General features: G+C 73.6%; 18 protein-coding genes. 11 read left to right on the top strand and 7 right to left on the bottom strand.

Annotated features, from left to right (window positions below):
• Positions 1–9: 9 nt before the first annotated feature.
• The 3 genes from ASF49_RS04685 to ASF49_RS04675 all read right to left on the bottom strand — a co-directional run bounded on the left by ASF49_RS04685 (position 10) and on the right by ASF49_RS04675 (position 5,456).
• Positions 10–3,141: an efflux RND transporter permease subunit gene (locus ASF49_RS04685; protein WP_056468510.1), complete on the bottom strand. Its 3,132-nt coding sequence runs from the start codon at positions 3,139–3,141 to the stop codon at positions 10–12.
• A 13-nt stretch (positions 3,142–3,154) separates the two neighbouring features.
• Positions 3,155–4,897 carry an efflux RND transporter periplasmic adaptor subunit gene (locus ASF49_RS04680; protein ID WP_056468507.1) on the bottom strand — a complete coding sequence of 581 codons (1,743 nt, stop codon included), beginning with the start codon at positions 4,895–4,897 and terminating at the stop codon, positions 3,155–3,157.
• A 100-nt stretch (positions 4,898–4,997) separates the two neighbouring features.
• The gene (locus ASF49_RS04675; RefSeq protein WP_082510863.1) at positions 4,998–5,456 is read right to left on the bottom strand and encodes a hypothetical protein; all 459 of its coding nucleotides are present in this window, start codon (positions 5,454–5,456) and stop codon (positions 4,998–5,000) included.
• Between the two features lie 336 nt (positions 5,457–5,792).
• On the opposite strand from ASF49_RS04675, the gene cobF reads away from it, so the two are divergent.
• Together cobF and ASF49_RS04665 are read left to right on the top strand one after the other, a co-directional pair.
• Positions 5,793–6,572 carry a precorrin-6A synthase (deacetylating) gene (cobF, locus tag ASF49_RS04670; RefSeq protein ID WP_056468501.1) on the top strand — a complete coding sequence of 260 codons (780 nt, stop codon included), beginning with the start codon at positions 5,793–5,795 and terminating at the stop codon, positions 6,570–6,572.
• Positions 6,573–6,881: 309 nt separating this feature from the next.
• The gene (locus ASF49_RS04665; protein WP_056468499.1) at positions 6,882–8,054 is read left to right on the top strand and encodes a hypothetical protein; all 1,173 of its coding nucleotides are present in this window, start codon (positions 6,882–6,884) and stop codon (positions 8,052–8,054) included.
• Between the two features lie 36 nt (positions 8,055–8,090).
• On the opposite strand, the gene ASF49_RS04660 is transcribed toward ASF49_RS04665, so the two are convergent.
• Entirely contained in the window at positions 8,091–8,666 is a 576-nt protein-coding gene (locus tag ASF49_RS04660; RefSeq protein WP_056468495.1) for a PAS domain-containing protein, read from the bottom strand.
• A 343-nt stretch (positions 8,667–9,009) separates the two neighbouring features.
• Between ASF49_RS04660 and ASF49_RS04655 the strand changes: the two genes are divergently transcribed.
• From ASF49_RS04655 to ASF49_RS04615, 9 genes are all read left to right on the top strand, one after another.
• The gene (locus ASF49_RS04655; RefSeq protein ID WP_056468492.1) at positions 9,010–9,648 is read left to right on the top strand and encodes a ParA family protein; all 639 of its coding nucleotides are present in this window, start codon (positions 9,010–9,012) and stop codon (positions 9,646–9,648) included.
• Positions 9,632–9,946, top strand: a complete 315-nt coding sequence (locus tag ASF49_RS04650) for a ribbon-helix-helix domain-containing protein (RefSeq protein WP_056468489.1) — start codon at positions 9,632–9,634, stop codon at positions 9,944–9,946. Before ASF49_RS04655 ends, ASF49_RS04650 begins: the two co-directional genes overlap by 17 nt.
• Before the next feature lie 363 nt (positions 9,947–10,309).
• Positions 10,310–11,821, top strand: a complete 1,512-nt coding sequence (locus ASF49_RS04645; RefSeq protein ID WP_056468486.1) for a septal ring lytic transglycosylase RlpA family protein — start codon at positions 10,310–10,312, stop codon at positions 11,819–11,821.
• A 152-nt stretch (positions 11,822–11,973) separates the two neighbouring features.
• Positions 11,974–13,200 (top strand): D-alanyl-D-alanine carboxypeptidase family protein, encoded by a 1,227-nt coding sequence (locus tag ASF49_RS24375; protein ID WP_056468483.1) that lies wholly within the window; start codon positions 11,974–11,976, stop codon positions 13,198–13,200.
• Positions 13,197–13,946: a dTMP kinase gene (tmk, locus tag ASF49_RS04635; RefSeq protein ID WP_056468480.1), complete on the top strand. Its 750-nt coding sequence runs from the start codon at positions 13,197–13,199 to the stop codon at positions 13,944–13,946. Before ASF49_RS24375 ends, tmk begins: the two co-directional genes overlap by 4 nt.
• The gene (locus ASF49_RS04630) at positions 13,936–15,000 is read left to right on the top strand and encodes a DNA polymerase III subunit delta' (RefSeq protein ID WP_056468477.1); all 1,065 of its coding nucleotides are present in this window, start codon (positions 13,936–13,938) and stop codon (positions 14,998–15,000) included. The genes tmk and ASF49_RS04630 overlap by 11 nt, the downstream gene beginning before the upstream one ends.
• 91 nt (positions 15,001–15,091) lie before the next feature.
• Positions 15,092–16,666 (top strand): methionine--tRNA ligase, encoded by a 1,575-nt coding sequence (gene metG, locus ASF49_RS04625; RefSeq protein WP_056468474.1) that lies wholly within the window; start codon positions 15,092–15,094, stop codon positions 16,664–16,666.
• An 80-nt stretch (positions 16,667–16,746) separates the two neighbouring features.
• Positions 16,747–17,526 (top strand): TatD family hydrolase, encoded by a 780-nt coding sequence (locus tag ASF49_RS04620; RefSeq protein WP_056468684.1) that lies wholly within the window; start codon positions 16,747–16,749, stop codon positions 17,524–17,526.
• 71 nt (positions 17,527–17,597) lie between these two features.
• Positions 17,598–18,404: an MBL fold metallo-hydrolase gene (locus ASF49_RS04615; protein ID WP_056468471.1), complete on the top strand. Its 807-nt coding sequence runs from the start codon at positions 17,598–17,600 to the stop codon at positions 18,402–18,404.
• 45 nt (positions 18,405–18,449) lie between these two features.
• On the opposite strand, the gene ASF49_RS04610 is transcribed toward ASF49_RS04615, so the two are convergent.
• The 3 genes from ASF49_RS04610 to ASF49_RS04600 all read right to left on the bottom strand — a co-directional run bounded on the left by ASF49_RS04610 (position 18,450) and on the right by ASF49_RS04600 (position 23,988).
• Positions 18,450–19,271 carry an SGNH/GDSL hydrolase family protein gene (locus tag ASF49_RS04610; protein WP_082510855.1) on the bottom strand — a complete coding sequence of 274 codons (822 nt, stop codon included), beginning with the start codon at positions 19,269–19,271 and terminating at the stop codon, positions 18,450–18,452.
• Between the two features lie 426 nt (positions 19,272–19,697).
• Positions 19,698–22,919, bottom strand: a complete 3,222-nt coding sequence (locus ASF49_RS04605; protein ID WP_082510853.1) for an efflux RND transporter permease subunit — start codon at positions 22,917–22,919, stop codon at positions 19,698–19,700.
• Complete coding sequence (locus ASF49_RS04600; RefSeq protein WP_056468469.1) at positions 22,909–23,988, bottom strand: efflux RND transporter periplasmic adaptor subunit; 1,080 nt, start codon at positions 23,986–23,988, stop codon at positions 22,909–22,911. The genes ASF49_RS04605 and ASF49_RS04600 overlap by 11 nt, the downstream gene beginning before the upstream one ends.
• Between the last annotated feature and the right edge of the window lie 60 nt (positions 23,989–24,048).

Here is a 24,048-nt window from a genome sequence, read left to right as displayed (position 1 = left end):
TCCGTGGGATCAGAAGAGGGCCGGGGCGGGGGCGCCCGGGGCGGGATCGGCCGACGGCGCCTGCGCCGCCTGCAGCCGGGCGAAGGCGTCCCGGCCGAAGCGCAGGACGAGGACGGGGGTGAGCGCCGCGTCGAGCAGGGTGGCGCTGAACAGGCCGCCGAAGATGGTCACGGCGACGGGGTGGAGGATCTCCTTGCCGGGCGCCGTGCCGTCCACCAGCAGCGGCACCAGGGCGATGCCGGCCGCCAGCGCCGTCATCAGCACCGGCACCAGCCGCTCGTTGCTGGCCCGCAGCACCAGGGCCGGTCCGAAGGGCAGGCCCTCGGTCAGCCCGAGATTGAGGATGTGGCTGATCTTCAGGATGCCGTTGCGGGCGACGATGCCGGTGAGCGTCACGAAGCCGATCATCGAGGCCACCGAGAGGGGCAGCCCCGTGAGGGAGAGGGCGGTGACGCTGCCGATCAGCGCCAGCGGCACGTTGCCCATGACGATGAGGGCCAGCACGCCGGAGCGGTAGCGGCTCGCCAGCAGGGCGAAGACCAGGGCCAGCGAGACGAGGCTGAGGAGCCCGATGGTGCGGGTCGCCTCCCCCTGCGCCTGGAACGCGCCCTCCAGGTTCGCGGTGATGCCCTGGGGCAGGGTGGTCCGCGCCAGGGTCTCGGCGATGGCGGCGGCCACGGCCGAGCCGTCCGCCCCCGCCTGGGTGTTGGCCTGCACCACCAGCCTGCGCCGGCCGTTCTCGCGAAGAATCTGGTTGGGGCCGTCGCGCTCGGCGATGTCGGCGAGCGCATGGGCCGGGACCCAGCCGTTGGGCGTCTCGATCAGGAGCTCGCGCAGGGCCGCCACCGAGCGGCCGGATTCGGGCAGGCGCAGGGTGACGTCGTAGCGGCGCAGGCCGTCGACCAGGGTGGAGACCACCCGCCCGTTGGCCAGCCGGCTCACCGCATCGACCACGGCGCCGGGGGCGACGCCGTAGAGGGCGGCGCGGCCGGAATCGACCCGGACCTCGAGCTGCGGGATGCGGACCTGCTTCTCGATGGCGAGGTCGGTGATGCCGGGGATCGTCTCGAACTCCGCCTTGAGGCTTTCCGCCGTGCGGCGCAGGCCGTCGAGGTCCTCGCCGAACAGCTTGAGGGCGATCTCGGCCCTGACTCCCGAGAGCATGTGGTCGAGGCGGTGCGAGATCGGCTGGCCGATATTGACCGAGACCGGCAGCACCCCGAGACGCGCCCGCAGGTCGGCCACGACGGCCTCGCGCGGCCGCCCGCCGGCTTTCATGCCGATCTCGAGATCGGTGGAGTGCACGCCCTCGGCATGCTCGTCGAGCTCGGCCCGGCCGGTGCGGCGGCCGACCCGGTCCACCTCCGGGATGTCCAGCACCAGCCCCTCCGCGATGGCGCCGATCCGGCTCGATTCGACGAGCGAGATGCCCGGCGTGAAGGCGAGGTTGACGGTGAAGGAGCCCTCGTTGAACGCCGGCAGGAAGGCGCGCGGCAGGATGGTGGCGGCATAGGCCGCGAGGCCCACGCCGATCACCGCCGCCGCCATCACGCGGCGCTGATGGCCGAAGGCGAAGGTCACCAGCCGGGTGTTGCCGGCCTTGAGCCAGCGGATCAGCCGGCCCTCCGGCGCCTCCAGGCCCTTGAGCCCGGGGAGCAGCCAGGAGGCGAGGGCGGGCGTCAGGGTGAGGGAGACGACGAGGCTCGACAGGATCGCGATGATGTAGGCCTGCCCGAGCGGCGCGAAGAGCCGGCCCTCGATGCCCGAGAGGGCGAAGAGCGGCACGAAGACGAGGCAGATGATCACGGTGGCGTAGACGATGCCGGAGCGGACCTCGTTGGAGGCCGCCACGATCACCGCGAAGGACGAGCGCGGCGAGCCCTCCTGCCGGTTCTCGCGCAGGCGCCGCAGGATGTTCTCCACGTCCACCACCGCGTCGTCGACGAGCTCGCCGATGGCGATGGCGAGCCCCCCGAGGGTCATCGTGTTGATCGACAGCCCCAGGGCGGAGAAGATCGCCGCCGTGGCGAGGATCGAGACCGGGATCGCGGTGAGCGAGATCAGGGTGGTGCGCGCGTTCATCAGGAAGGCGAACAGCACCACCGCCACCACGGCGACGGCCTCCAGCAGCACCTGCACCACGTTGTGCAGGGAGGTCTCGATGAAGTCCGCCTGCCGGAACAGGATCTTGTCGGCCGCGATGCCGGGGGGCAGGCTGGGGCCGAGCTGGGCCAGCGCGTCCTCCACGGTCTTCGTCAGCCGCACGGTGTCGATGCCCGGCTGCTTCTCCACCGAGACGATCACGGCGGACTTGCCCATGTAGCCGCCGTCGCCGCGCCGGGGGCGGGGGGCGAAATCCACCTCCGCGACCTGGCGCAGGTAGACCGGCCCGGCCGGAGTGGTCACCACGAGGTTGCGCAGGTCGTCGAGGTCGATGGTCCGGCCGATGGCGCGGATCAGCACCTCGCGGGCGCCCGCATCGGTGAAGCCGCCGCCCGCATTGGTGCCGAAGCCCTCCAGCGCCTGGGTCAGGCTGGCGTTGGTGACGCCCAGCGCCCGCATGGCGGCGGGGTTCGGCGCCACCCGGAACTGGCGCACCTCGCCGCCGATGGGGATGACCTGCGCCACCCCCGGGATCGCGAGGAGACGCGGCCGGATGGTGAAGTCGGCGGCCTCGCGCAAGCTCATCGGCGTCGCGGTCTCGGAGGTCACCGCCACCAGCAGGATGCCGCCCATGATGGAGGAGACCGGCCCCATCTGGGGCATCACGGTGGCGGGGAGTTCCGAGCGGGCCAGCGCCAGGCGCTCGGCCACGAACTGGCGGGCCCGGTACAGGTCGGCGTCCCAGGCGAACTCGACGGTGACGATGGACAGGCCGATGCCGGAGACCGAGCGCACCCGGGTGACGCCGGGCAGGCCGTTCATCCGGGTCTCGATCGGGTAGGTCACGCGCTGCTCGACCTCCGGGGGGGCGAGCCCCTCGGCCTCCGTCATCACCGTGACGGTGGGGCGGTTGAGGTCCGGCAGCACGTCCACGGGCAGGCGGGTGAGGGCGAGGAGGCCGGTCAGCACCAGGGCGGCGGCGAGCGCCAGCACGAGCAGGCGGTTGCGCAGGGACTGCGCGACGATGGTCTCGAACATCGGTGCGTCCCTTTCAGCGGATCTGGTCGAGGAGTTCGGCGCCCTGGGTCACGACGCGGCGCCCGGCCGCGATCCCGTCATCCACCAGCATCCGGTCGGCATCCAGCGGGGCCACCCGTACCGGGCGGCCCATGAAGCGCTCGGCGCTGACATGCTCGTAGACGAGGCTGCCGCCCTCCGCCCGCACCACGCCCGAGCGCGCCACCGGCAGGCCGGGACGGGCCTGGCCGATGGGGGCCAGCACGGTGACGAACTGGCCGAGACGCAGGCCCCGCCCGTCGCCTTGAATCGCGAACTGGACCGGCACCGCCTGGTTGCGGTCGGCGAGCCCCGTGCCCCGATAGGCGAGCTGCAGGGTGCCGCCGTCGCCCGTCCGCGCGGTGGCCCGGCTGCCCTCGGCCAGGGCCTCGAAGCTGAGGGCCTCGACCCAGAGCCTGCCCGGGTCGACGATGCGGTAGACCACCGTGCCGGGCGCCGCCATGGCGCCCGCCACCGCGTTCGCCTCGGCGATGACGCCGTCGACCGGGGCGACGAGGGCTTCGGGCTCGCGCCGGATGGCGTCGAGGGCGGCGCGGCGGTCCCGCAGGCCGCCGAGTTCCGAGCGGGCGTCGTCGAGCTGGGTCTGCGCCACCGCGCCGGTGGTGGAGAGCTTCTCGAAGCGCCCGACCCGGCGCTCCAGGATGGCGATCTGCTGGTCGAGCTCGCCCTGGCGCTGGCGCATGTCGGAGACGTCCACCGCCTGGACCGGCGGGGTCACGGTGGCGAGCACGTCGCCGCGCGCCACCCGCGTGCCGAGGCGGGGAAAGCCCCGCTCCGGTGGCGCCAGCCGGCCGCCGACGGAGGATTGCACCACGCCGCTGGCATTCGGGTCGGGGATGATCCGGCCCGGCAGCTCGGCGCTGCGGGTGACGGATGCCTCGGCCGTCAGGCCGGTGCGCAGGGCCAGCAGGCGCTGGAGCGATTTGGGCACGAAGACCGAGCCGTCGGGCAGGCGCCGCGCCCGCTCCATCAGGGTGCCGCCGGTCAGCGCCGCCGGGGTGAGGGGGGGCTCCTTCGCGTCCGGGCCGTGGCCCTCATGGGCCTGCGCCGCGCCGCCGAGGAGGAGGGCGAGCGCCAGCGTCGCCCCGACCGCGAGGAGGCCGACCAGGACGGAACCCGCGCGCCGCCGACGCGCCAGGGCGAACACCCCGAGCCCCATCAGGAAGCCGCCGGCCGCGAGGGCGACCGGGTTCTGCCGGGCGAGGCGGTCGGCCAGGGTGGCGGCCGAGGCGGCGGCGGCGGAGGCCGACACCGGGGCGGGCGCGGTCTCGGCGGGGGCGGGCAGGTGGAGGTCGAGGTTGAGGAGATCGGTGCGGCCCTCGGCGGAGACGCCGACGACGAGGTCGTGGTCGTCCCCGGTCGCGAGCCAGGGGGCCGCGAGGCGGTAGGTGCCGGGCGCCGTCTCGGCGGCCTTGCGCCGGCCCTCCGGCGTCATCACGGCGACGCTCGCCTCCGGGACGGGCGCGTTGGTGGCGAAGGCGTCGAGGTAGAGCACGAGGTCGGTGCCCTGCACCACGGCGACGAGCTCGAAACGCTCGGAGACGGCCTCCGCCCGCGGGGCGGTCGCGGCCGGGGCGGGGGGCGCTTCCGCGCCATGATCGTGGCCCTCGTGGGCCTGGGCCGGCCCGGACAGGATGGGCAGGGCCGGGGGGGCGAGGAGCGCGAGGGCGACGAGGAGGGCGAGCGCGCGCAGGGCGGCCGCGAGGGAGCGGGACATGGACCAGGATTCTTTCGCCGGGGAACACGGAACGGCGTCCCGGCCTCGCGCCTCCCGTGGGGAGGCTCGAAGGCCCGGCGGACGCGGGGCAGCGTCTGGCTTAGGATCTGGGCGGTTCGGGAAGGGCTTCCGGGACGACGTCCGTCCGGGCGGGGAGGGCGCGCGCCAGGGCGCGGTCGCCGGACCCGCGCGGGCCCGCCGCCTCGTCGCTGTCCGGGGCGAGCCCGGCTCCGGTGCAGCAGGCGCTCGGGCTCCGGCAGCCGGCATTGCAGCCGGTGCCGTCGCAGGCGCCGGTGCTCAGCGTCCGGGTCGGGGAGGCCGACAGCACGACGGCCGTCCGGATGGCGGCCTGGGGCAGAAGCATCCGGGTCTCGATCAGCAGAGCCTCTCCGCCGGTCCGGACCTCGGCCGAAGCGGCCGGGGGGAGGGCGGTCGCGGCCACGCCCGCGGCATGGGCGGCGACGCCCGCGGCATGGGGATGGCCGCCATGGGCCTCGGCGCCGGACGGCACGAGGCCCACGGTGATCAGGGCGATCACCGCAGCGAGCCAGAGTGCCATGTGCCGGACGCGCGTCATGTCGGCGCCGTGCTTAGCATACGGGGCGGGGCGGCGACAGGCCGGTTTTCGCGCGCGGCGTGCCGGCGGACACGCCGGAGCCCACTGATGCCGGCCCTCGATGAGCCTGACGCATCGAGGTCTGCCCGCGCGACCGCGCGGCGGCGGCCGCCCGCCGAACCTCAACGGATCCCGACCCTGGGTCGGGATCCGTGAGCCCTGGTATAAGGGACTGGGAACGCACGGGGTTTCTCCGCGTGGACGGTTCCCCTGCCCCGCCGCATGCTCTAAGCGGGCGGCCCGGGACCCGCCTCGGGCGGGAGCGGAGGACGGCGCGCGATGAGAACTCTCCTGGTGATCGGGATCGGCACCGGCAATCCCGAGCACATGACGATCCAGGCGATCGGCGCCCTCAACACCGTCGACGTCGTCTTCGCCCTCGACAAGGGCCGCGCCAAGGCCGAGCTCGTGGACCTGCGCCGGGAGATCTGCGCCCGCTACCTCACCGAGAAGCCCTACCGCTTCGTGGAGGCGCAGGACCCCGAGCGCGACCGCAACCCCTCGGATTACGGGGCCACCGTCGAGGCCTGGCACGCCGCGCGGGCGGCCCTCTACGAAGCGATGATCGCGCGCGAACTCGGCCCGGAGGGCTGCGGGGCCATCCTGGTCTGGGGCGATCCCTCCCTCTACGACAGCACCCTGCGGATCATCGACCGCATCCTGGCCCGCGGGACCCTCGACCTCGCGGTCCGGGTGATCCCGGGCATCACCAGCGTCCAGGCGCTCGCGGCCGGCCACCGGATTCCCCTCAACCGCATCGGCGGGCCGATCACCATCACCACCGGCCGGCAGATCGCCGGGGGCCTGCCCAAGGGCGCGGATGCCACCGTGGTGATGCTCGACGGCCGGCCCCGCTTCGACCACCTCGACCCGGATCTGACGATCTACTGGGGCGCCTTCCTCGGCACCGCCGACGAGATCCTGGTCTCGGGCCGCCTCGGCGACGTCGCCGCCGAGATCGGCGCCGTCCGCGCGGCCGCCCGCGCCCGTCACGGCTGGATCATGGACACCTACCTCCTGCGCTCGCCCGAGGCCCCCGAGTCCTCCGAGCCGGCCTGAGGCCGCCTGCGACATCGTCGACCGTCCGCCGGAAGGATCGTCCGGTCCCGGGTCCGGCCGGCAGGTGATCCTCCTCCGTTGCGGGCGGGACACATCAACAAAAATCCCTTTTCTCCAATCCAGGCGCGGCCCGTGACTGTCGCAGGACTGGCAGGGTGTTTGCGTGAGACTTCGCGGAGTCAATAATCGGCCGATCCAGCCGGGACGACGACTGTCGCCGGCCGGGATCGGGAGGGCTTGCGGATGGCGTCGCACGGGGTTCGGGCGGGCGGGTTCGGGGGGCGGGGGCTTGCGCGGATGCGCCGGGCGATGCTGGCCGCCTGCGCCGTCCTGGCGGCCGCCTGGGCGCTTCCCCTCCTGAACTCGGCCTACGCCGCCCTGTCCCTGCGCCTGGAGGAGCACTTCCACACGCAGGTGCCCGGCCCCCCGGCGCGCCTCGCCCTCGGGCCGCACGGGCGCGACATCCGGTTCGCCGGGGAGATCGGGGTGGGGACGGCCGCGCGCCTCGCCGCCCTGCTCGCCGCCCATCCGGAGGTGACGCGCATCCATCTCACCAGCGAGGGCGGCCTCGTCGAGGAGGCGGCGGCGATCGGCGACCTCATCGCCGCCCGGCGCCTCGCCACCTACGTCCCGGATTATTGCGTCTCGGCCTGCACGCTCGCCTTCGTGCGGGGCGCCGGGCGCTACCTCGTGACGAACGGCCGCCTCGGCTTCCACGCGCCCTACGATCCCGGCCTGTTCGGGCAGGTGGTGCAGGCCGACGCCGCGGCCGAGCGGGCGGCCTACCTGGCCGCCGGGGTCGACCCGGCCTTCGCCGCGCAGGCCCTCGGGATCGCCTCCGACAGCCTGTGGATCCCGGACCCCGCCCGCCTGGTCGAGGCGCGGGTCGCCACCGAACTGGTCGACACCGACCGCTTCCCGGATTCCACCCTCGACGACGATCCGAGCCCGGCCGGCGCCCGGGCGGCGATCCTGCGCGCGCTGCCGCTCCTCGACGCCCTCGCGGAGCGGGGCGGGATCCTCGACGCCCTCGCGGCCGCCTATCTCGACGGCTATCGGGCCGGACTGCCGGAGGGCGCGGCCCTCGATCGCCTGCGGGCGCGGGCCGGGCGCACGCTCGCCCGCATCCTGCGCGGCGCCGACGACGCCACCTGGGTCGAAGCGGGCCGCGTGCTCCTGCGGGCGATGCGGCGCGCCGACCCCGACGCCTGCCTCGCCATCGGCGGGGAGGGCGATCTCCTGGCCGCGCAGGAGATCCTGGCCGACGACGCGGCGGCGCGCGTCCTCGCCCGCGCGGCCGGGCCGGGGATCCGCGCGGAAGCCGACCCGCCCGCGCCGCCGGCCCGGATCGCCCGCGATTGCGCCGGCCTGATCGCCGCCTACGGCGAGGCCCTGGCGCGACCCGGGGCCGGGGCGGCCCTGCGTGCCCTCGCGAGCCACCGGATCCGCCCGGCGCGGGAGGCCACGGCCCTGCCCCGCTGATCCCGTCTCTTGTCTCTTGCCTTTCGGCGAGGCCGTTCAATGCCGCCGTCCGTCCTGGGCGTCCCGGAGGTGGCGGGCGAGCTCGTGGCCGATCTCGACCATCAGGCGGTCGAGGAGGCGCGACAGGCCGGGCCGGGCGAGATCGTCGGCGAGGCCGCGCAGGGCGATGGCGTGCTCGGCCATCCGGTTCACCGCATGCTGGTCCCGGATGCCGGCCACGCGGTCCTCGGCGGGTTCGAGGACGATGCCGCGCGCCCGCACCGGCCGGCCGGCGGCGTCGGGCTCGATGCGCCCGCGCAGGTCGAGCCGGCGCGGCGCCCGGGTGCGGAAGGACAGCGCGAAGGCGCCGCCGCGGGCGATCGCCGCGTGGAGCGCGTTGTCGACCCGCGCGCGGTCCTCCTCGTGGGTGCGGGAGAGGAGGGACGCCAGGGGCACGCCCCGCGCGCCGTCCTCCGGCGACCAGCCGAGCGCCCGGGCGACGGGGGCCGAGACGACGAGGCGGTCCGCCCAGATGTCGTGCACCCACCCCCCGACGACGCCCGAGGCGGCCAGGGCCGCCTGCAGGCCGCCGGGGATGTCGGCCTCCGAATCCGGCGGCGGGGATCGCGTCATGGGCCTCCTCAGCGGCGGGATCGGACCTGTCGAGACGACCTGAGGTTGCCGTTTCGGCAACGCGCGGCATCCGACACGCGAATATCGTAGAGCGAAACGACGGATACGTGAAGGGCATCCGACGCGCTGACCGCAAGAAAGGCAACCTCAGATTGCCTTGCGGCCCTTCGCCGGCCGGCCGGGGCTTAACCGTTGGTTAACCATGATCGGCGACATCCGGGATCGCAGCATCCTTGGGTCACAGGACGGGCGCCACCGCCCCGTCCGCCGGCGATCCGGACTGCCGGATCCGTCCGCCACAACCGTCACCCGAACTCGTCGACGCTCGCGAAGGGATGCCAGGATGAAAGCCATCACGTTCGTCACCCAGAAGGGGGGGAGCGGCAAGAGCACGCTCTGCATCTCCCTGGCGGTCGCCGCCCAGGAGCGCGGCCTCTCGGTCTGCATCCTCGAGATGGATCGCCAGGCCACGGTCAGCGACTGGCTCGACCATCGCACCGCCGAGGGCCCGGAAGTGGCGCAGATCGACGCGACGCAGATCGAGGGCGTGATGGCCCAGCTGCGCGAGTCCGCCTACGACTACGTCTTCATCGACACCCCCGGCGTCGATTCTGCCGGCACCCTCTCGGCGATCCGCGCCGCCGACCTCTGCATCATCCCGTGCCGCCCGACGCCGGCGGACCTGCGCGCCTTCAAGCCGACCCTGGCGGCGATCTACCGGCTCGAGAAGAAGTTCGCCTTCGTGCTGAACCAGACCCCGCCGCGCTCCTACCGGATCCGCGACGCCGCCGACGGCCTCGCCGTGCTCGGCATCCTGCCGGACGTCAACATCGTCGCCCGCACGGACCACCAGGACGCCATCGGCGTCGGGCAGGGCGTCACCGAGTTCAACCCGAAGGGGCAGGCCGCCTTCGAGGTGCGCAAGCTCTGGAGCTGGATTGAGAAGCGCATGCAGGTGAGCAAGCATGCCAAAGCCGCCTAAGCTCAGCCTCGCCTCCATCGTTGCCGCCTCGACCCCGTCGGGCAAACTCCAGCAGACCGCCGAAATCGTCCAGCTCGACACGGGCGCCCCCGCCCTCCGGCGCCCCAGCGCCACCCTGAAGCAGCGCGCCCGGCAGATGTCGGTCTACCTGGAGCCGCCGGTCTACGATCAGCTGCGCGACATTGCCCATGCGGAGCGCGCCAAGATGCACGGCCTGATGCTCGAGGCCCTCGACCTCCTGTTCAAGCAGCGCGGCGCCCGCTCGATCGACCAGCTCAACGAGCCGGACGGCCGCTAGGACGAAACCCCGAGCCCCGGCAATGATTTGCCGGGGTTTCTCGATGTTTCGGGTCGGCCTTCCGCCGCACCGGACGAACCCTGGGCGCGATCACGGCGAAAGCGCTTTGTCTCCGATCGTTCAGGGGCTTGCCGGAGACAGCGCGTGCGCCGCACGAGGCTTGGCCCTCGCCTCCGCCGCCGCTCCGTCCGGCCGCCGAAAGCCGATCCCGTTCAGCCTTCCTTTACGTCACCCGGACATTCTCGCCCGTCTCGGGAGGGGCGCGCCGCTCCCGGGGGCCCATCCGGTCCTGCTCTCGCCCGCCGGTGGTCCCTCTCAAGCGTATCGTGTGGATCGGGGCGGGGGCTGAGGCGGATCATCGCGATGGCGCGTAAGACGAAGCCGGGACACCCGGGGGCGGCCCCGCTGCCGCTCTGGCGGCTGCTGGCGGTCTCGGCCGTGGCGCTCACCACCGCCAACTGCGCGCAATCCCCGCAGAAGCTCGCCGGGACCGCCGGCGGCGGCTCCAGCCTCGATCCGAAATACGGCGTGAAGGCCAGTCCGCGCCTCTACAACGAGGGCGACGTGATCCCGAAGGGCGGCGGACGCCGCTTCTCGGGCAAGCCCTACGTGGTGGCGGGGCGCACCTACGTCCCGCGCGAGGATGCCAAGGGCTACGTCCGCGAGGGCCTCGCCTCCTGGTACGGCTCGGCCTTCCACGGGCGCATGACCGCCAACGGCGAGGTGTTCGACCGCCACTCCATCGCCGCCGCGCACCCCACCCTGCCGCTGCCGAGCTACGCCCGCGTCACCAACCTCTCCAACGGCCACTCGATGATCGTGCGGGTGAACGATCGCGGCCCCTACCATGCCAACCGCCTGATGGACGTCTCCGAGGAGGTGGCCGAGGCCCTGGAATTCCGCCGCAGCGGCACCGCGCGGGTGCGCGTCGAGTATGCCGGCAAGGCTTCCACCGCCGGCAGCGACGACCGCAAGCTCCTCGCCACCCTGCGCACCGACGGCCAGCCCGCCGCCATCCGCGGCGCGGCGCCGGTCATGCTGGCCGATCTCGGCCCGGACGCGCCGCAGGTCTCCTCGGAGCGCCTCGCCCGGGCGAGCCGCCCGGCCCTGGCCTTCAAGGAGGCCGACGACCGGCCGTCGGCCGGCGAGAACGCCGCCGAGGCGGCCGAGGCGGCTCCGGCCCCCCGTCCGGTCAAGCCGGCCCCCATCCTGGTGGCGAGCGCCGCCACCGTGGCGGTCCCGGCCGCCCTGCAGCCGACGGCGGTGCGGGCCGATGGGTTCCGGCCCGTGCGGCACGGCCCGTCCGAACCGCACCCGACCCTGGCCGCCGCCCGGCCCGCACCCCTGAGCCTGACTCCGCCGCCGCTGCGGCTCGCCGGGGCGAGGCCCGAGCCGCACGCCGCCGCGAGCCGCCTCGCCGCGGCGCCGCAGACCGGCAAGGGCGCGCCGAAATTCGCTCAGGCCGGTGCGATGCCGGCCAAGGCCGACCCGCGCGCCGCCGCCCGCTTCGCCGCGACCCCGGGAGCGCCGGCCTCGAAGGCCTCCCTCGCCAGGCTGGCGGCCGACGTCTCCCCGGCCCGGGCGGGGGCGCAGCCCGCCCCCCGCATGGCCGCCCAGGCGCCGACGGGCGCCAAGCCCGGGCCGCTCGCCAAGCCCGTACCGGCCGCCAAGCCCGTGCTGGTCGCGAAAGCCGTGCCCTCCGGCCGGTCGGCCGACCTCGGCAAGTCGGCCGACCTCGGCAAGTCCACCGACCTCGGCAAGTCGGCTGGCGCGGCCAAGGCCGCCGCGTCGTCCAAGGCTCCCGCCGCGGCGCGCACGGCCGTCGCGGCCAAGGCCCCGGCCCGGACCCGCGCCCAATTCGCGGAGGCCCGCTGACCCGCGGGGTGCCCGTGGCCGGCAGGACGCATCGACGCGCGATGGGAATCCCGCGTGATTTGCGTTCGATCTCGGCGGCGAATGCCTGTAACGTCACGCTTGATCGTGGGGGCGCTGCGCGGGTCGGCGTGAGGCAGGGCGTGAGACAGGGTATGAGTGTGAGAGTGGTCCTCGCGGGTCGGACCGGATCGGCGCGCGCGGCGGTGTCGGGTCTGGTGCTGGCCGCGGCCCTGAGCCTGTTCGCGGCGGGCTCGGCCCTGGCCCAGAGCTTCCAGACGGCGGCACCCCACGCGATCCTGATCGATGCCGATTCCGGTTCGGTGCTGTTCGAGAAGGGTGCCGACGAGCTCTTCTCCCCGGCCAGCATGGCCAAGCTGATGACCACCGAGATCGTGTTCAACGAGATCCGGCAGGGCCGGCTCACCATGGACTCGGAGTTCCAGATCACCGAGGACGCCTGGCGCCGGGGCGGGGCGGGGGGCGGCGGCTCCTCGATGTTCGCCCAGCTCAACAGCCGCATCAAGCTGTCCGACCTGCTGCGCGGCCTCATCGTGCAGTCGGGCAACGATGCCGCCATCGCCATCGGCGAGGGCATCGCCGGCTCGGAGGAGAATTTCGGGCGCATGATGACGGCCCGGGCCCGGGAGATCGGCCTGACGCGCTCGACCTTCCGCAACGCGACCGGCTACTCGGCCCCCGACCAGAAGGTGACCGCGCGCGACCTCGCCAAGCTCGCCCTGCACCTGATCGAGACCTACCCGGACCTGTACAAGATCTTCGCCGAGCGCGAGTTCACCTGGAACAAGATCAAGCAGCAGAACCGCAATCCGCTGCTCACCCTCGACATCGGCGCCGATGGGCTGAAGACCGGCTACCTCGAGGAATCCGGCTACGGCCTGACCGGCTCGGCGGTGCAGAACGGGCAGCGCCTGATCATGGTGGTGAGCGGCCTCAAGACCGCCCGCGACCGGGCGGCGGAATCGCGCAAGCTGATGGAATGGGGCTTCCGTGCCTTCGAGCCGCGCCAGGTCTTCGGCGCCGGCGAGACCGTGGCGGAGGCCTCGGTGTATGGCGGCGCGGCCGGCAGCGTGCCCCTCGTCGCCAGGAAGGCCGTGCGCGTGCTGCTGCCGCGCGGCTCCGGCGACAAGATCACCGCCCGGGTGGTCTACCAGGGGCCCCTCGTCGCCCCGGTGGAGCAGGGCCGCGAGGTCGGCCGCCTGCGCATCACCCGCGGCGACACCCAGGCCCTCGACCAGCCCCTCTATGCCGGCGACACCGTGGAGGCCGGCACCCTCCCGCAGCGGGCACTCGACGCGGCCTGGGAGGTCGGCACCGGCCTGTTCCGCAAGGCGTTCGAGAAGGCCGGCGCGAAGTCGTGACGGCGCCCGGGACGCGGGGAGGGACCTTCATCACCTTCGAGGGCGGGGAGGGGACCGGCAAGTCGACGCAGATCCGCCGCCTCGCCGCGCGACTCCGGCTGGAATCCGGCCGTCCCGTGCTGACGACGCGCGAGCCCGGCGGCTCGGCCAAGGCCGAGCGCATCCGCGAGGCGCTGCTCGCGGGGCTGGCCAAGCCCTACGGCCCCTTCGCCGAGGCGCTGCTGTTCTCCGCCGCCCGGATCGACCACCTCGACACCCTGATCCGCCCGGCGCTGGCGCGGGGCGAGATCGTGCTCTGCGACCGCTTCGCCGACTCGACCCGGGCCTACCAGGGCGCGGCCGGCGGCCTCGACCCGGCCGCCCTGCGCGCCCTCGAGGGCGTCGTCGTCGGCCCGACCCGTCCCGACCTGACCCTGATCCTCGACTGCGACCCGGAACTCGGGCTCGCCCGCGCGCGGGCGCGCCGCGACGCGGGGTCCGACGGTGCGGTCGACCGCTTCGAGGCCGAGGCCCTCGCCTTCCATGCCCGCCTGCGCAACGCCTTCCTCGCCATCGCGGCAGAGGAGCCCGGGCGCTGCGCGATCGTCGACGCCGCCCTGCCCGCCGATGCCGTCGAGGCCGCGATCCGCGCCGCGGTGGCCGAGCGCCTGCCCGGGCTGCGGCCTGCGCAGGCCGGACTGCTGCCTGCGCAGGCTCATGGCCGGAGCGACGACCGCCCCGGGACGGAGCACGGCGATGCGGCCTGAGCGCGCGCCCGAGGATGTCGAGCCCGGCGACCTGACCGAGGTCCCGCGCCCGCGCGAGCAGGCCGACCTCGTCGGCCATGCCGAGGCCGAGGCCGCCTTCGTCGAGGCGATCGCCGCGGGGCGCCTGCACCACGCCTGGCTCATCGGCGGCCCGCGCGGCATCGGCAAGGCGACGCTGGCCTACCGGGTCGCCCGCTGGCTCATCGCCAACCCGGCGGCGCAGGGCGCACCCGCGAGCCTCGCCGTCGATCCGGGCCATCCGGCGGCGCGCCAGGTCGCGGCCCTGTCGCATCCCAACCTCGTGGCCCTGCGCCGGACCCGGCCCCCCAACGCCAAGACCCTGGCGACCCGGATCTCGGTGGATGCGGCCCGCGGCGCTCTCGCGCTGTTCGGCTCCACCGCCGGCAATGCGGGCTACCGCATCTGCATCGTCGACAGTGCCGAGGACCTCAACGCCAACAGCGCCAACGCGCTCCTCAAGATGGTGGAGGAGCCCCCGCCCCGCTGCCTGTTCCTCATCGTCAGCCACGCGCCGGGGCGGCTCCTGCCGACCATCCGTTCGCGCTGCCGGGCCCTGACCCTGCGCCCGCTCGCGCAGGCCGAGGTGGCGCGGGTGATCGGCGGCTTCGCCCCGCCCTTCGTGCAGCCCGCCCCGGAGGCGCTCGCCCGGGCGGCACAGCTCGCGGAGGGCTCGGTCGCCGAGGCCGTCGCCCTGCTCGACCCCGCCCGGGCCGGCCTCGTCGCGGAGGTCGAGACCCTGCTCGCCCGCCTCGACCATCCGGACTGGCGCCGCATCCTGGCGCTGGCCGAGAAACTCTCGGCACGGGAATCCGACGAGCTCTTTTCGGCCAGCCTCGACACGGTGTTCCGCTTCGTCTCGGCCGAGCTCGACCGGCGCCGGCACGCGCCGCCCGCCCGCCTTGCGGCCCTGGTCGAGGTGTGTGACAAGATCGCCCGCGCCGCGCGGGAGGCCGCGACCTACAATCTCGACCGCCGGCCGCTGGTCCTGTCCCTGTTCGGCGACCTGGCCGGCGCGCTCCGCGACGCCGCCTGACGCGGCATGGTAGACTCCCGCCGTCCTGTGATCCCAGGACCCGATTCTGGGGCCTGATCCTGTGAACCCTGCATCCGGGGAATCCCTCGACGTGACCGCCACCGACCCGGCAACCGAGAAGACCTTCGGTCTCTCCACCGCGATCTCCTATCCCAACGGCGCGCCGCATATCGGCCACGCCTACGAGGTGATCGCCACGGACGCGATCGCCCGCTTCAAGCGCCTCGACGGCTACGACGTGCTGTTCTCCACCGGCACCGACGAGCACGGCGTCAAGATCCAGCAGACGGCCGCCAAGGCGGGGATCACCCCGCGCGAACTCGTCGACGACATGTCCGCGCGCTTCCGCGCCATGGCCGAGGCCCTGGGCTGCAGCCACGACCGCTTCATCCGCACCACCGAGCCCGCGCACTATGCCGCCGCCCAGGAATTGTGGCGCCGGATGGAGGCCAACGGCGACCTCTACCTGTCGAAATATGCCGGCTGGTACTCGGTGCGCGACGAGGCCTACTACGCCGAGGACGAGCTCGAGACCGGTCCCGACGGCGTGCCCGTGGCCAAGGCCACCGGCACGCCGGTGACCTGGATGGAGGAGGAGAACTTCCTGTTCCGGCTCTCGGCCTACCAGGACCGGCTCCTCGCCCTCTACGAGGCCCAGCCCGACTTCATCGGCCCCGAGACCCGGCGCAACGAGATCGCGAGCTTCGTCCGCTCCGGCCTCAAGGACTTCTCGGTGAGCCGCACCAATTTCGACTGGGGCGTGCCGGTGCCGGGCCATCCCGACCACGTCATGTATGTCTGGGTCGATGCCCTGACGAACTACCTCACCGTCACGGGCTTTCCCGACGACGCCGATCCGCGCCGGGCATTCTGGCCGATGGACCTGCACGTCATCGGCAAGGACATCGTCCGCTTCCACGCGGTGTACTGGCCGGCCTTCCTGATGTCGGCCGGCCTGGCCCTGCCCAAGCGCGTCTTCGGTCACGGCTTCCTGCTCTCCAAGGGCGAGAAGATGTCGAAGTCGCTCGGCAACGTCGTCGACCCGATGGACCTGATCGCGACCTACGGGGTCGACGCGGTGCGCCACTTCGTGCTGCGCGAGGTGCCCTTCGGCGGCGACGGCAACTACAGCCACGAGGCGATCATCACCCGCTACACGGCGGACCTCTCGAACGGCCTCGGCAACCTCGCCCAGCGCTCGCTCTCGATGATCGCCAAGAACCTGTCCGGGACGGTTCCCGAACACGGCGTCCTCACGGAGGACGACCGGGCGCTGCTGGCCCTGGCCGACGCGCTGCCCGCCACCGTGCGGGCGGCGATGGACAAGCTCGCCCTGCACACGGCGCTGGCCGAGATCTGGGCCGTGATCACCGCCGCCGACCGCTACTTCGACGCGCAGAAGCCCTGGGTCCTGCGGAAATCCGATCCGGCCCGGATGGCGGCCTCGCTCTACGTCGTGGCCGAGACCCTGCGGGCCATCGGCATCCTGGTGCAGCCCTTCATGCCGGGCTCCGGCGCCAGGCTCCTCGACCTCCTCGCCGTTCCGGCGGACCGGCGCCGACTGGCCGATGTGGGGGAGGGCGCTCGCCTCGTGCCCGGCACGCCGCTCCCCGCCCCCGTCGGCCTGTTCCCGCGCTTCGTCGAGCCGGAGGCGCCGTCGGCGTGAGCCGCGGTGTCAACCGCGGCGACTTCCCCGGCGACTTCCACGACGTCCTGCCCACCCCACCGTTTTCCGAGTCTCCCCTCATGCTGGTCGACAGCCACTGCCACCTCGATTTTCCGAATTTTTCGGAGGATCTGCCCAACGTCATCGCCCGGGCCCGCGCCGCCGGCGTGACCCGGATGCTGACCATCTCCACGCGGGTCGCCAAGGCCCGGACCTACGAGGCCCTGTCCGAGGCCAACCCGGAGATCTGGCACACCGTCGGCACCCATCCGGACGGGGCGGGGACTGAGCCCGACGTGCCGACCGAGGCCATCGTGGCGCGCACGCACCACCCCCGCTGCGTCGGCATCGGCGAGTCGGGCCTCGACTTCCACTACGACAACGCCGCCCCCGAGGCGGTGCAGGAGCGGGTCTTCCGCCGCCACATCGCGGCCGCCCGCGAGACCGGCCTGCCGCTGGTCATCCATTCCCGCGACGCCGATGCGGAGATGGAGGCCATCCTGGTCGACGAGATGGCGCGCGGCGCCTTCACGGCCGTCCTGCACTGCTTCTCGTCGGGCGCCCGCCTCGCCGAGGTCGGCGTCGCGCTCGGCTTCTGCGTGTCCTTCTCCGGCATCGTCACCTTCCGGCGCTCCCACGACCTGCGGGCGATCGCCCGGTCGGTGCCGCCCGACCGTCTCCTGGTGGAGACCGACGCCCCCTTCCTGGCGCCCGAGCCGCATCGCGGACGCACCAACGAACCGGCCTACACGGCGGACACTGCCCGCTCCCTCGCCCAGACCCTCGAGATGGATGTGGCGGACTTCGCCGCGCTGACGACGGCCAATTTCCACCGCCTGTTCCACAAGGCCGCGGCCTGAGCCGGGGAGGGGGCCGGATCGGGCGTGACAGGCCCGGGCCCCCTCCGGTACCAACGGGGGCGGAGGTGCCGATGGGCGCATTGCGATTGACGATCCTCGGCTGCGGCTCATCCGGCGGGGTGCCCCGCGTGGGCTACGGCTGGGGCGCCTGCGACCCCCGGGAGGCGCGCAACCGGCGCCGGCGCTGCTCGCTCCTGGTGGAACGGCAGGGCGATGCCGGGGCGCCCACCACCCTCCTCGTCGACACCGCGCCGGACCTGCGCGAGCAATTGCTCGACGCGGCGGTCCAGCGCCTCGACGCGATCCTGTTCACCCACGCCCATGCCGACCACACCCACGGCATCGACGACGTGCGCGCCTTGGTGATCCACATGCGCCGGCGCATCCCGGTCTTCGCCGATGCCCGGACGCGCAGCCTCCTGGAGGCGCGGTTCGGCTACTGCTTCGAGACGCCCCCCGGCAGCGAGTATCCGCCGATCCTCGACATGCACGACCTGGCGGACGGGGAGACGACGGTGGTGGAGGGGCCGGGCGGCGCGGTCACGGCCCTGCCCTTCGGCATGGAGCACGGCAACGAGGCGGCCCTCGGCTTCCGCTTCGGCCCGGCGGCCTACGCGCCCGACGTCAGCCTGATGCCGGAGGCGTCGCAGGCGCGGCTGCACGGCCTCGACCTGCTGATCATCGACGCCCTGCGGGAGACCCCGCACCCGACGCATTACTCGGTCTCGGATGCCCTGGCGCTGATCGAGACGGTGCGCCCGCGCCGGGCCATCCTGACGAACCTGCACACGGATCTCGACTACGCGACCCTGGCGGCCAAGCTGCCGCCGAACGTCGTGCCGGCCTATGACGGCCTGAGCGTCACGCTGGATCCGTGAGCGGCGCGCGGAGGAGGGCGGTCCGGCCGCCTCCCCGGTCCGGCCTCAGTTCTGGGTGCCGGAATCCTGCGGCAGGCCCGCATTGGCCAGGAGCTGCGCGGTGGCGGCCCGGGCCAGGCGGTCGTAGCCGGCATCGGTCATGTGCAGCCCGTCGGGGCCGATCATCTGGGTCGGGGTCAGCAGCCCCTGCGCGGCCCAGGCCCGCATCATCGCGTTGCGGCGGATCACCGGCACGTTGAGCTCGGTGGCGATGGCGTGCAGGGCGGCCCCGTAGGCCTCGGCCCCGTCGGTGGTCGAGAGCTTCTTGCACCATTGCTGGTCCATCAGGACCACGTCGGCCCCGGTGGCCCGCATGGCGAGGATGCCGGCCCGGGTGAGCTCGGCGAAGCGCTCGACGCTGACGCCGCTCATCGGGTCGTTGCTGCCGGTCTGCCAGATCACGAGGTCCGGCTTGTCGGCGAGCACGTCGTGCTCCAGCCGCCGGGCCATGGCCTCGGAATCGTCGCCGCCCTTGCCGCGGTTCAGCACCGTGACGGAGGAATGCTCCGCACCCATCACGCTCAGCCGGGCCGCGAGGTCGCGCTGGAGCTGGGCCGGGTAGGTGGTGGCCGGCGAGGAGGCGCCGGAGCCCTCGGTCGAGGACGAGCCGAAGGCCACGATGCGGATGGCCTGGCCCTGGGCGATGAGGCCGGCGAGGCGGGGAAGGCGGGCGAGGGCCCGGCGCGGGATCGCCGTCCGGACGACCGGTCGGGCCGAAGGCTCCGCCGCGGCGGCCTGGGGCTGCTGCACCAGGGCGGTCCGCTGCGGCTCGGCCTGCGCCCGGGCCGGCAGGCCGACGGCGAGCGAGGCGGATCCGAGGGCCAGCATGGCCAGGCTCAAGGCTGCGGAGGGGCGCGCAAAAATCGGCATCGCGTTCGCTTTGGAGAGGATCGATTCGGACGGGCATCCGCTCGGACGGCGCCCGGTATCATGTATTATGGGGAGGAATTGTGACATCCGCCAGCGGTTTAGCACCAACGGTGGCCGTTCCGTGCCCGGGAACTGTCGGTTGCGTGAATCGGCGGTGTGGAGATTGCATGAATACGCCGTGACGGGAATGGGTGAACCGTTCGTGAGCACGGGTCCCCTGCCCCTGATCCACGGCCCTAGGTTCCATAATATATCTTATGCGAACGGCGTTTCGGGGGCCGAACCGGGGGCCGGGGCGGCCGTCGGACCGGCTTCCGGGCCAGGATTGCTCTCCGGGGGTATGCCTGCCGTCCGGGACGCCGGATGCCGTGGGGCGAGGGCGCCTCAGGTCACCGGTTCGAGCGCCCTGCCCTGCGGCGCCGCGAAGCGCGCGAAGCGCAGGGCCAGGGTCGGCAGGATCAGGAGGTTGAGCACCGTCGAGGTGGCGAGGCCGCCGAGGATCACGATGGCCATCGGCCCCTCGATCTCGCGGCCGGGCTCGCCGGCCCCGAGGGCGAGGGGCAGGAGGCCGAGGCCGGTGACCAGGGAGGTCATCAGGATCGGCACCATGCGGTCGGCGGCCCCCAGAATGGCGGTGTCCCGGTCCCAGGCCTGCCCCTCCGCCACCACGAGGTGCTCGTAATGGGCGATCATCATGATGGTGTTGCGCAAGCTGATCCCGAACAGGGTCACGAAGCCGACGATCGAGCCCAGCGACAGCACGGCGCCGGTGGCGAAGACCGCCAGCACGCCGCCCACGAAGGCGAAGGGCAGGTTGACCAGGACCAGCATCAGGTTGCGCGGGCTCCCCGTCACGATGGCCAGCAGCAGCACGATGCCGAGGCCGGCCAGCCCCGAATAGACCAGGAGGTCGCGCCGGGCCCGGGCCTGCGCCTCGGCCGAGCCGGCGAAGCCGACATAGGTGCCGGGAGGCAGGGCGACCTCGCGGGCGATCTTGCGCTTGGCATCGGCCACGAAGCCGGCGACGTCGCGGCCGGTCACGTTGGCGGTGACCGCCTGGACCCGCTGCGCGCCCTCGTGCTGGACCTGGTAGCGGCTGGAGGTCTCGTAGATGTCCGCCACCTGCGCGAGGCGCACCACCCGGCCGCCCGAGCCGCGCAGGGGCAGGTCGCTCAGGGCCGAGAGCCGGCCGCGGGTGGCGGAATCGAGGATGACGAGGACGTTGAACACCGCGTTGCCCGCATAGGTCTGGCCGACGATGTCGCCCTGGTAGGCGGTGCGCACCACCTCCATCACCTCGATGGCCGAGAGGCCCCAGTGGCGCAGGTCGTTGGGCCTCAGGCCCACATTGACCTGGGGCAGACCCGCCGGGGAGCTCTGTTGAATGTCCACGGCGCCCCGCACCTCGGCGAGCTCCCGGGCGATGTCCCGGGCGGCGGTCTCGATGGCGCCGAGATCGGTGCCGAAGACGTTGATCACCACCGGCGCGGTGAAGCCCGACACGGTCTCCTCGATGCGCTCGGTGAGGAAGGTCTTGAGGGAGAAGGCGGCCCCGGGGAAGCCCGCCATCACGGCCCGGATCCGGGCCTCCGCCGCCCCCTGCCCCGCCCCGTCGAGGCCGGGCTCCAGGTCGATGTGGATCTCGCTGTAATGGGTGCCGGCGGTGTCCTGGCCGGCCTCGGCCCGGCCGATCTGGGAGGCGACCGCCCGGATGCCGGGGATCGCCTTCAGTTCGGCGGTGATGCGGGTGCCGAGCCGCATCGATTCCTGCAGCGCGGTGCCGGGCGCGGCCGCCATGTGCAGGATCAGGTGGCCCTCCTTGAGGTCGGGCAGGAAGGTCGAGCCGAAGAACGGGACCACGGCGGCCCCCAGGAGGGTGACGAGGAGGCCGCAGGCCATGACGAGGCGCGGGGCGCGGTCGATCCGGGTCAGGAGCCGGGCGTAGTGGCGGCGGGCGGCGCGCATCACCGGCGGGTCCAGGGTCGAGGCCTCGCGCCGGCCGGTGAGCAGCCACATCGCCAGGGCAGGGGTCACCGTGAGGGCGACGGCCAGCGAGGCCACCACGGCGAGGATGTAGGCGAGGCTCAGGGGGCCGAACAGCCGGCCGGCGATGCCCGACAGGGCGAGGACGGGGAGGAACACCAGCAGCACCGCGATGGTGGCGTAGGCGACGGCCGTGCGCACCTCCAGGATGGCGTCGAGGACCACCCTCCCCTCGGGCCGCGGGCCGCCGAGGCGGCGGTTCTCGCGCAGGCGCCGGACCACGTTCTCGACGCCGATCACCGCGTCGTCCACCACCTCGCCGATGGCGATGGCGAGGCCGCCCAGGGTCATGGTGTTGAGGCTCTCGCCCAGCGCCTGGAGCGCCACCACGGCGGCGATGAGCGAGAGCGGGATCGCGAGCGCCGAGATCACGGCGGTGCGCCAGTCGTAGAGGAAGACGAACAGCACCACGACCACCAGGATGCCGCCGAGCCCGAGGGCCTGCAGCACGTTGCCGTTGGCGATGGCGATGAAGTTGGCCGGCCGGAACAGGTCGGCATGCAGGCTCACGCCCTCGCGCTCCAGGGCCGGGCGCAGGTCCTCCAGGGCCGCCTCGACCCGGGCGGTGACCGCGCGGGTGTTGGCGCCGTACTGGGCGCCCACCATGAGGAGCACGCCGGGCCGGCCGTCCACCAGGGCGGCGCCGATCGCCGGCTCGCCGGTGGCGACCACGGTGGCGACGTCCGCCAGGGTCACGCTGGCCCCGCCCTCGTTGATCAGCACCGTGCGCGAGACCGCCTCGGGGCTGAGCGACTGGCCGTCGGTCTGGAGGGCGATGCGCTGGTTGGGCGTGTCGACGAAGCCGGCCCCGCGCACGCCGGTGGCCTTGCGCGCGGCGGCCAGCACGTCGTTGACGCCGATGTTGAAGCGCACGAGGTCGTTGGGGCGGATCTGCACCTGCAGCGAGCGCACCGCGCCGCCATAGACCGAGACCTGGGCGATGCCCGGCACGGCGAGGAGGCGCAGGCGGACCGTCCAGTCCGCCAGGGTGCGCAGGTCCATGTCCGAGCGGCTCTGCGTGGTCAGGCCGACCAGCAGCACCGTGCTGGTGGCGGAGGTCAGCGCCGTCATCGCCGGCGGCAGCACCCCTTGCGGCAGGCGGCCGGCCAGCGCCGTCAGCCGCTCGGTGACGAGCTGGCGCACCCGGTAGATGTCGCTGCCCGCCCCGAAGGTGACGGTGATCACCGACAGGCCCTGGATCGAGCTCGACCGCAGCGAGACCACCCCGGGCAGCCCGTTGACCGCCACCTCCACGGGCTGGGTCACCAGCACCTCGACCTGTTCCGGGTTGAGGCCCGGGGCCTCGGTCTGGATCACCACGGAGGGCGGCGCGAATTCCGGGAAGACGTCGTACTGGGCGTCGGCCAGCACCACGAAGCCGTAGCCGGCGAGCGCCAGGCTGAGCGCCAGGACGATGCCGCGGAAGCGCACCGCGAAGGCGACCAGCGCCGCCTGCGGACCGCCATGGCCCTGGGACGGGGATCCCTTCGCCCCGGGTCCCTTCGCCCCGTGCCCCTTCGCCTCTGGTCCCTTCGCCTCTGGTCCCTTCGCCTCAATCGTCATCGACGCCGCCCGAGACCTGCAGCTGGCTCTTCATCTCCTCGGAGAGGAGCGCCTGTGCCCCCGCGAGCACGATCTCGGTGCCGCCGGGCAGGTCCTCCACCACGTAGGCGTCGGCCGACATCGGCGGGTCGGCCTTCAGCCGGTGGCGGGCGAAGGCGTCGGGTCCCACCGCCCGGTAGATCCAGGCCGCTCCCTGCCAGTGCACCACCGCGTCCTCGGGCACGCTGAGGCCGGTGACGCTGCGGTCGGCCGCCAGGAAGGCCAGCATGCTCATGCCGGGCAGGAAGCCGCTGTCGCCCGGCACGGTGTAGAAGAAGCTCAGGCCCTGGATGCGCGGATCCGTGCGGGTGGCGGGGGAGACGTAGGTCAGGGCGACCCGCGCGCTCTGGGGCGGCACCTCGGCGAAGGCCGCCGCCGGCGGCCCCTTCAGGCCCTCCCCCGGCGGCAGGGTGACCTGCACCAGGAAGTCGGTCCGCTCGATCAGCCGGGTGACGGTGGCCGAGCGCTCGACGATGGCCCGGCCGACCACCGGCCCCCATTCCTGCTGGGCGGTGGCCGAGAGGGTGCGCACCTGCGATTCCGCCGCCGCCAGGGCCGCCTGGTCGGTCTGGGCGGTGCCTCCCGCGGTCTCGAGCTGGACGGTGGTGGCGTATTGCCCGAGCGACCTCGCCCGCTGCAGGGCGCTGCGCGAGACCTCGGCGCGGGCCTGGGCGGTCTGGAGGGCGGCCCGGGCGCTGGCATAGGCGTTGGTCAGGTCGGTGACCCGGGCGAGGTCGAGGACGCTGCCATAGGCCTGCAGCTCCTCCCGATGGTCGGCGAGGAGCCGGGCCTCGGTGACGATGCCGATGCGGGCGCGCTCGGCGGCCGAGAGGCGCACCACGGTGCGGCCCTCCTCCACGGCGGTGCGCTGGGCCGGCAGGTGCGCGGGCTTGGCCGCCCCGGGTCGGGCCTGGAGGGCCTCGAGGCGCGCGCGCAGCTCGCCGAGGAGGGCGGCGCCCCGGGGCGAGGCGGCGAGGCCGCCGAGGCCGGCCACCGCGAGGCCGACGAGGAGGAGGGATCGCCACGTCACCGGATGTCTCGCCCTCCCCTGCCGCGGCCGTGTCGCCGGCGCGTTCCGGGCCGGCATAAC

This window comes from Methylobacterium sp. Leaf104, assembly GCF_001422885.1.
GTDB lineage: Bacteria > Pseudomonadota > Alphaproteobacteria > Rhizobiales > Beijerinckiaceae > Methylobacterium.
This window is presented reverse-complemented; position numbering and strand designations above follow the sequence as displayed.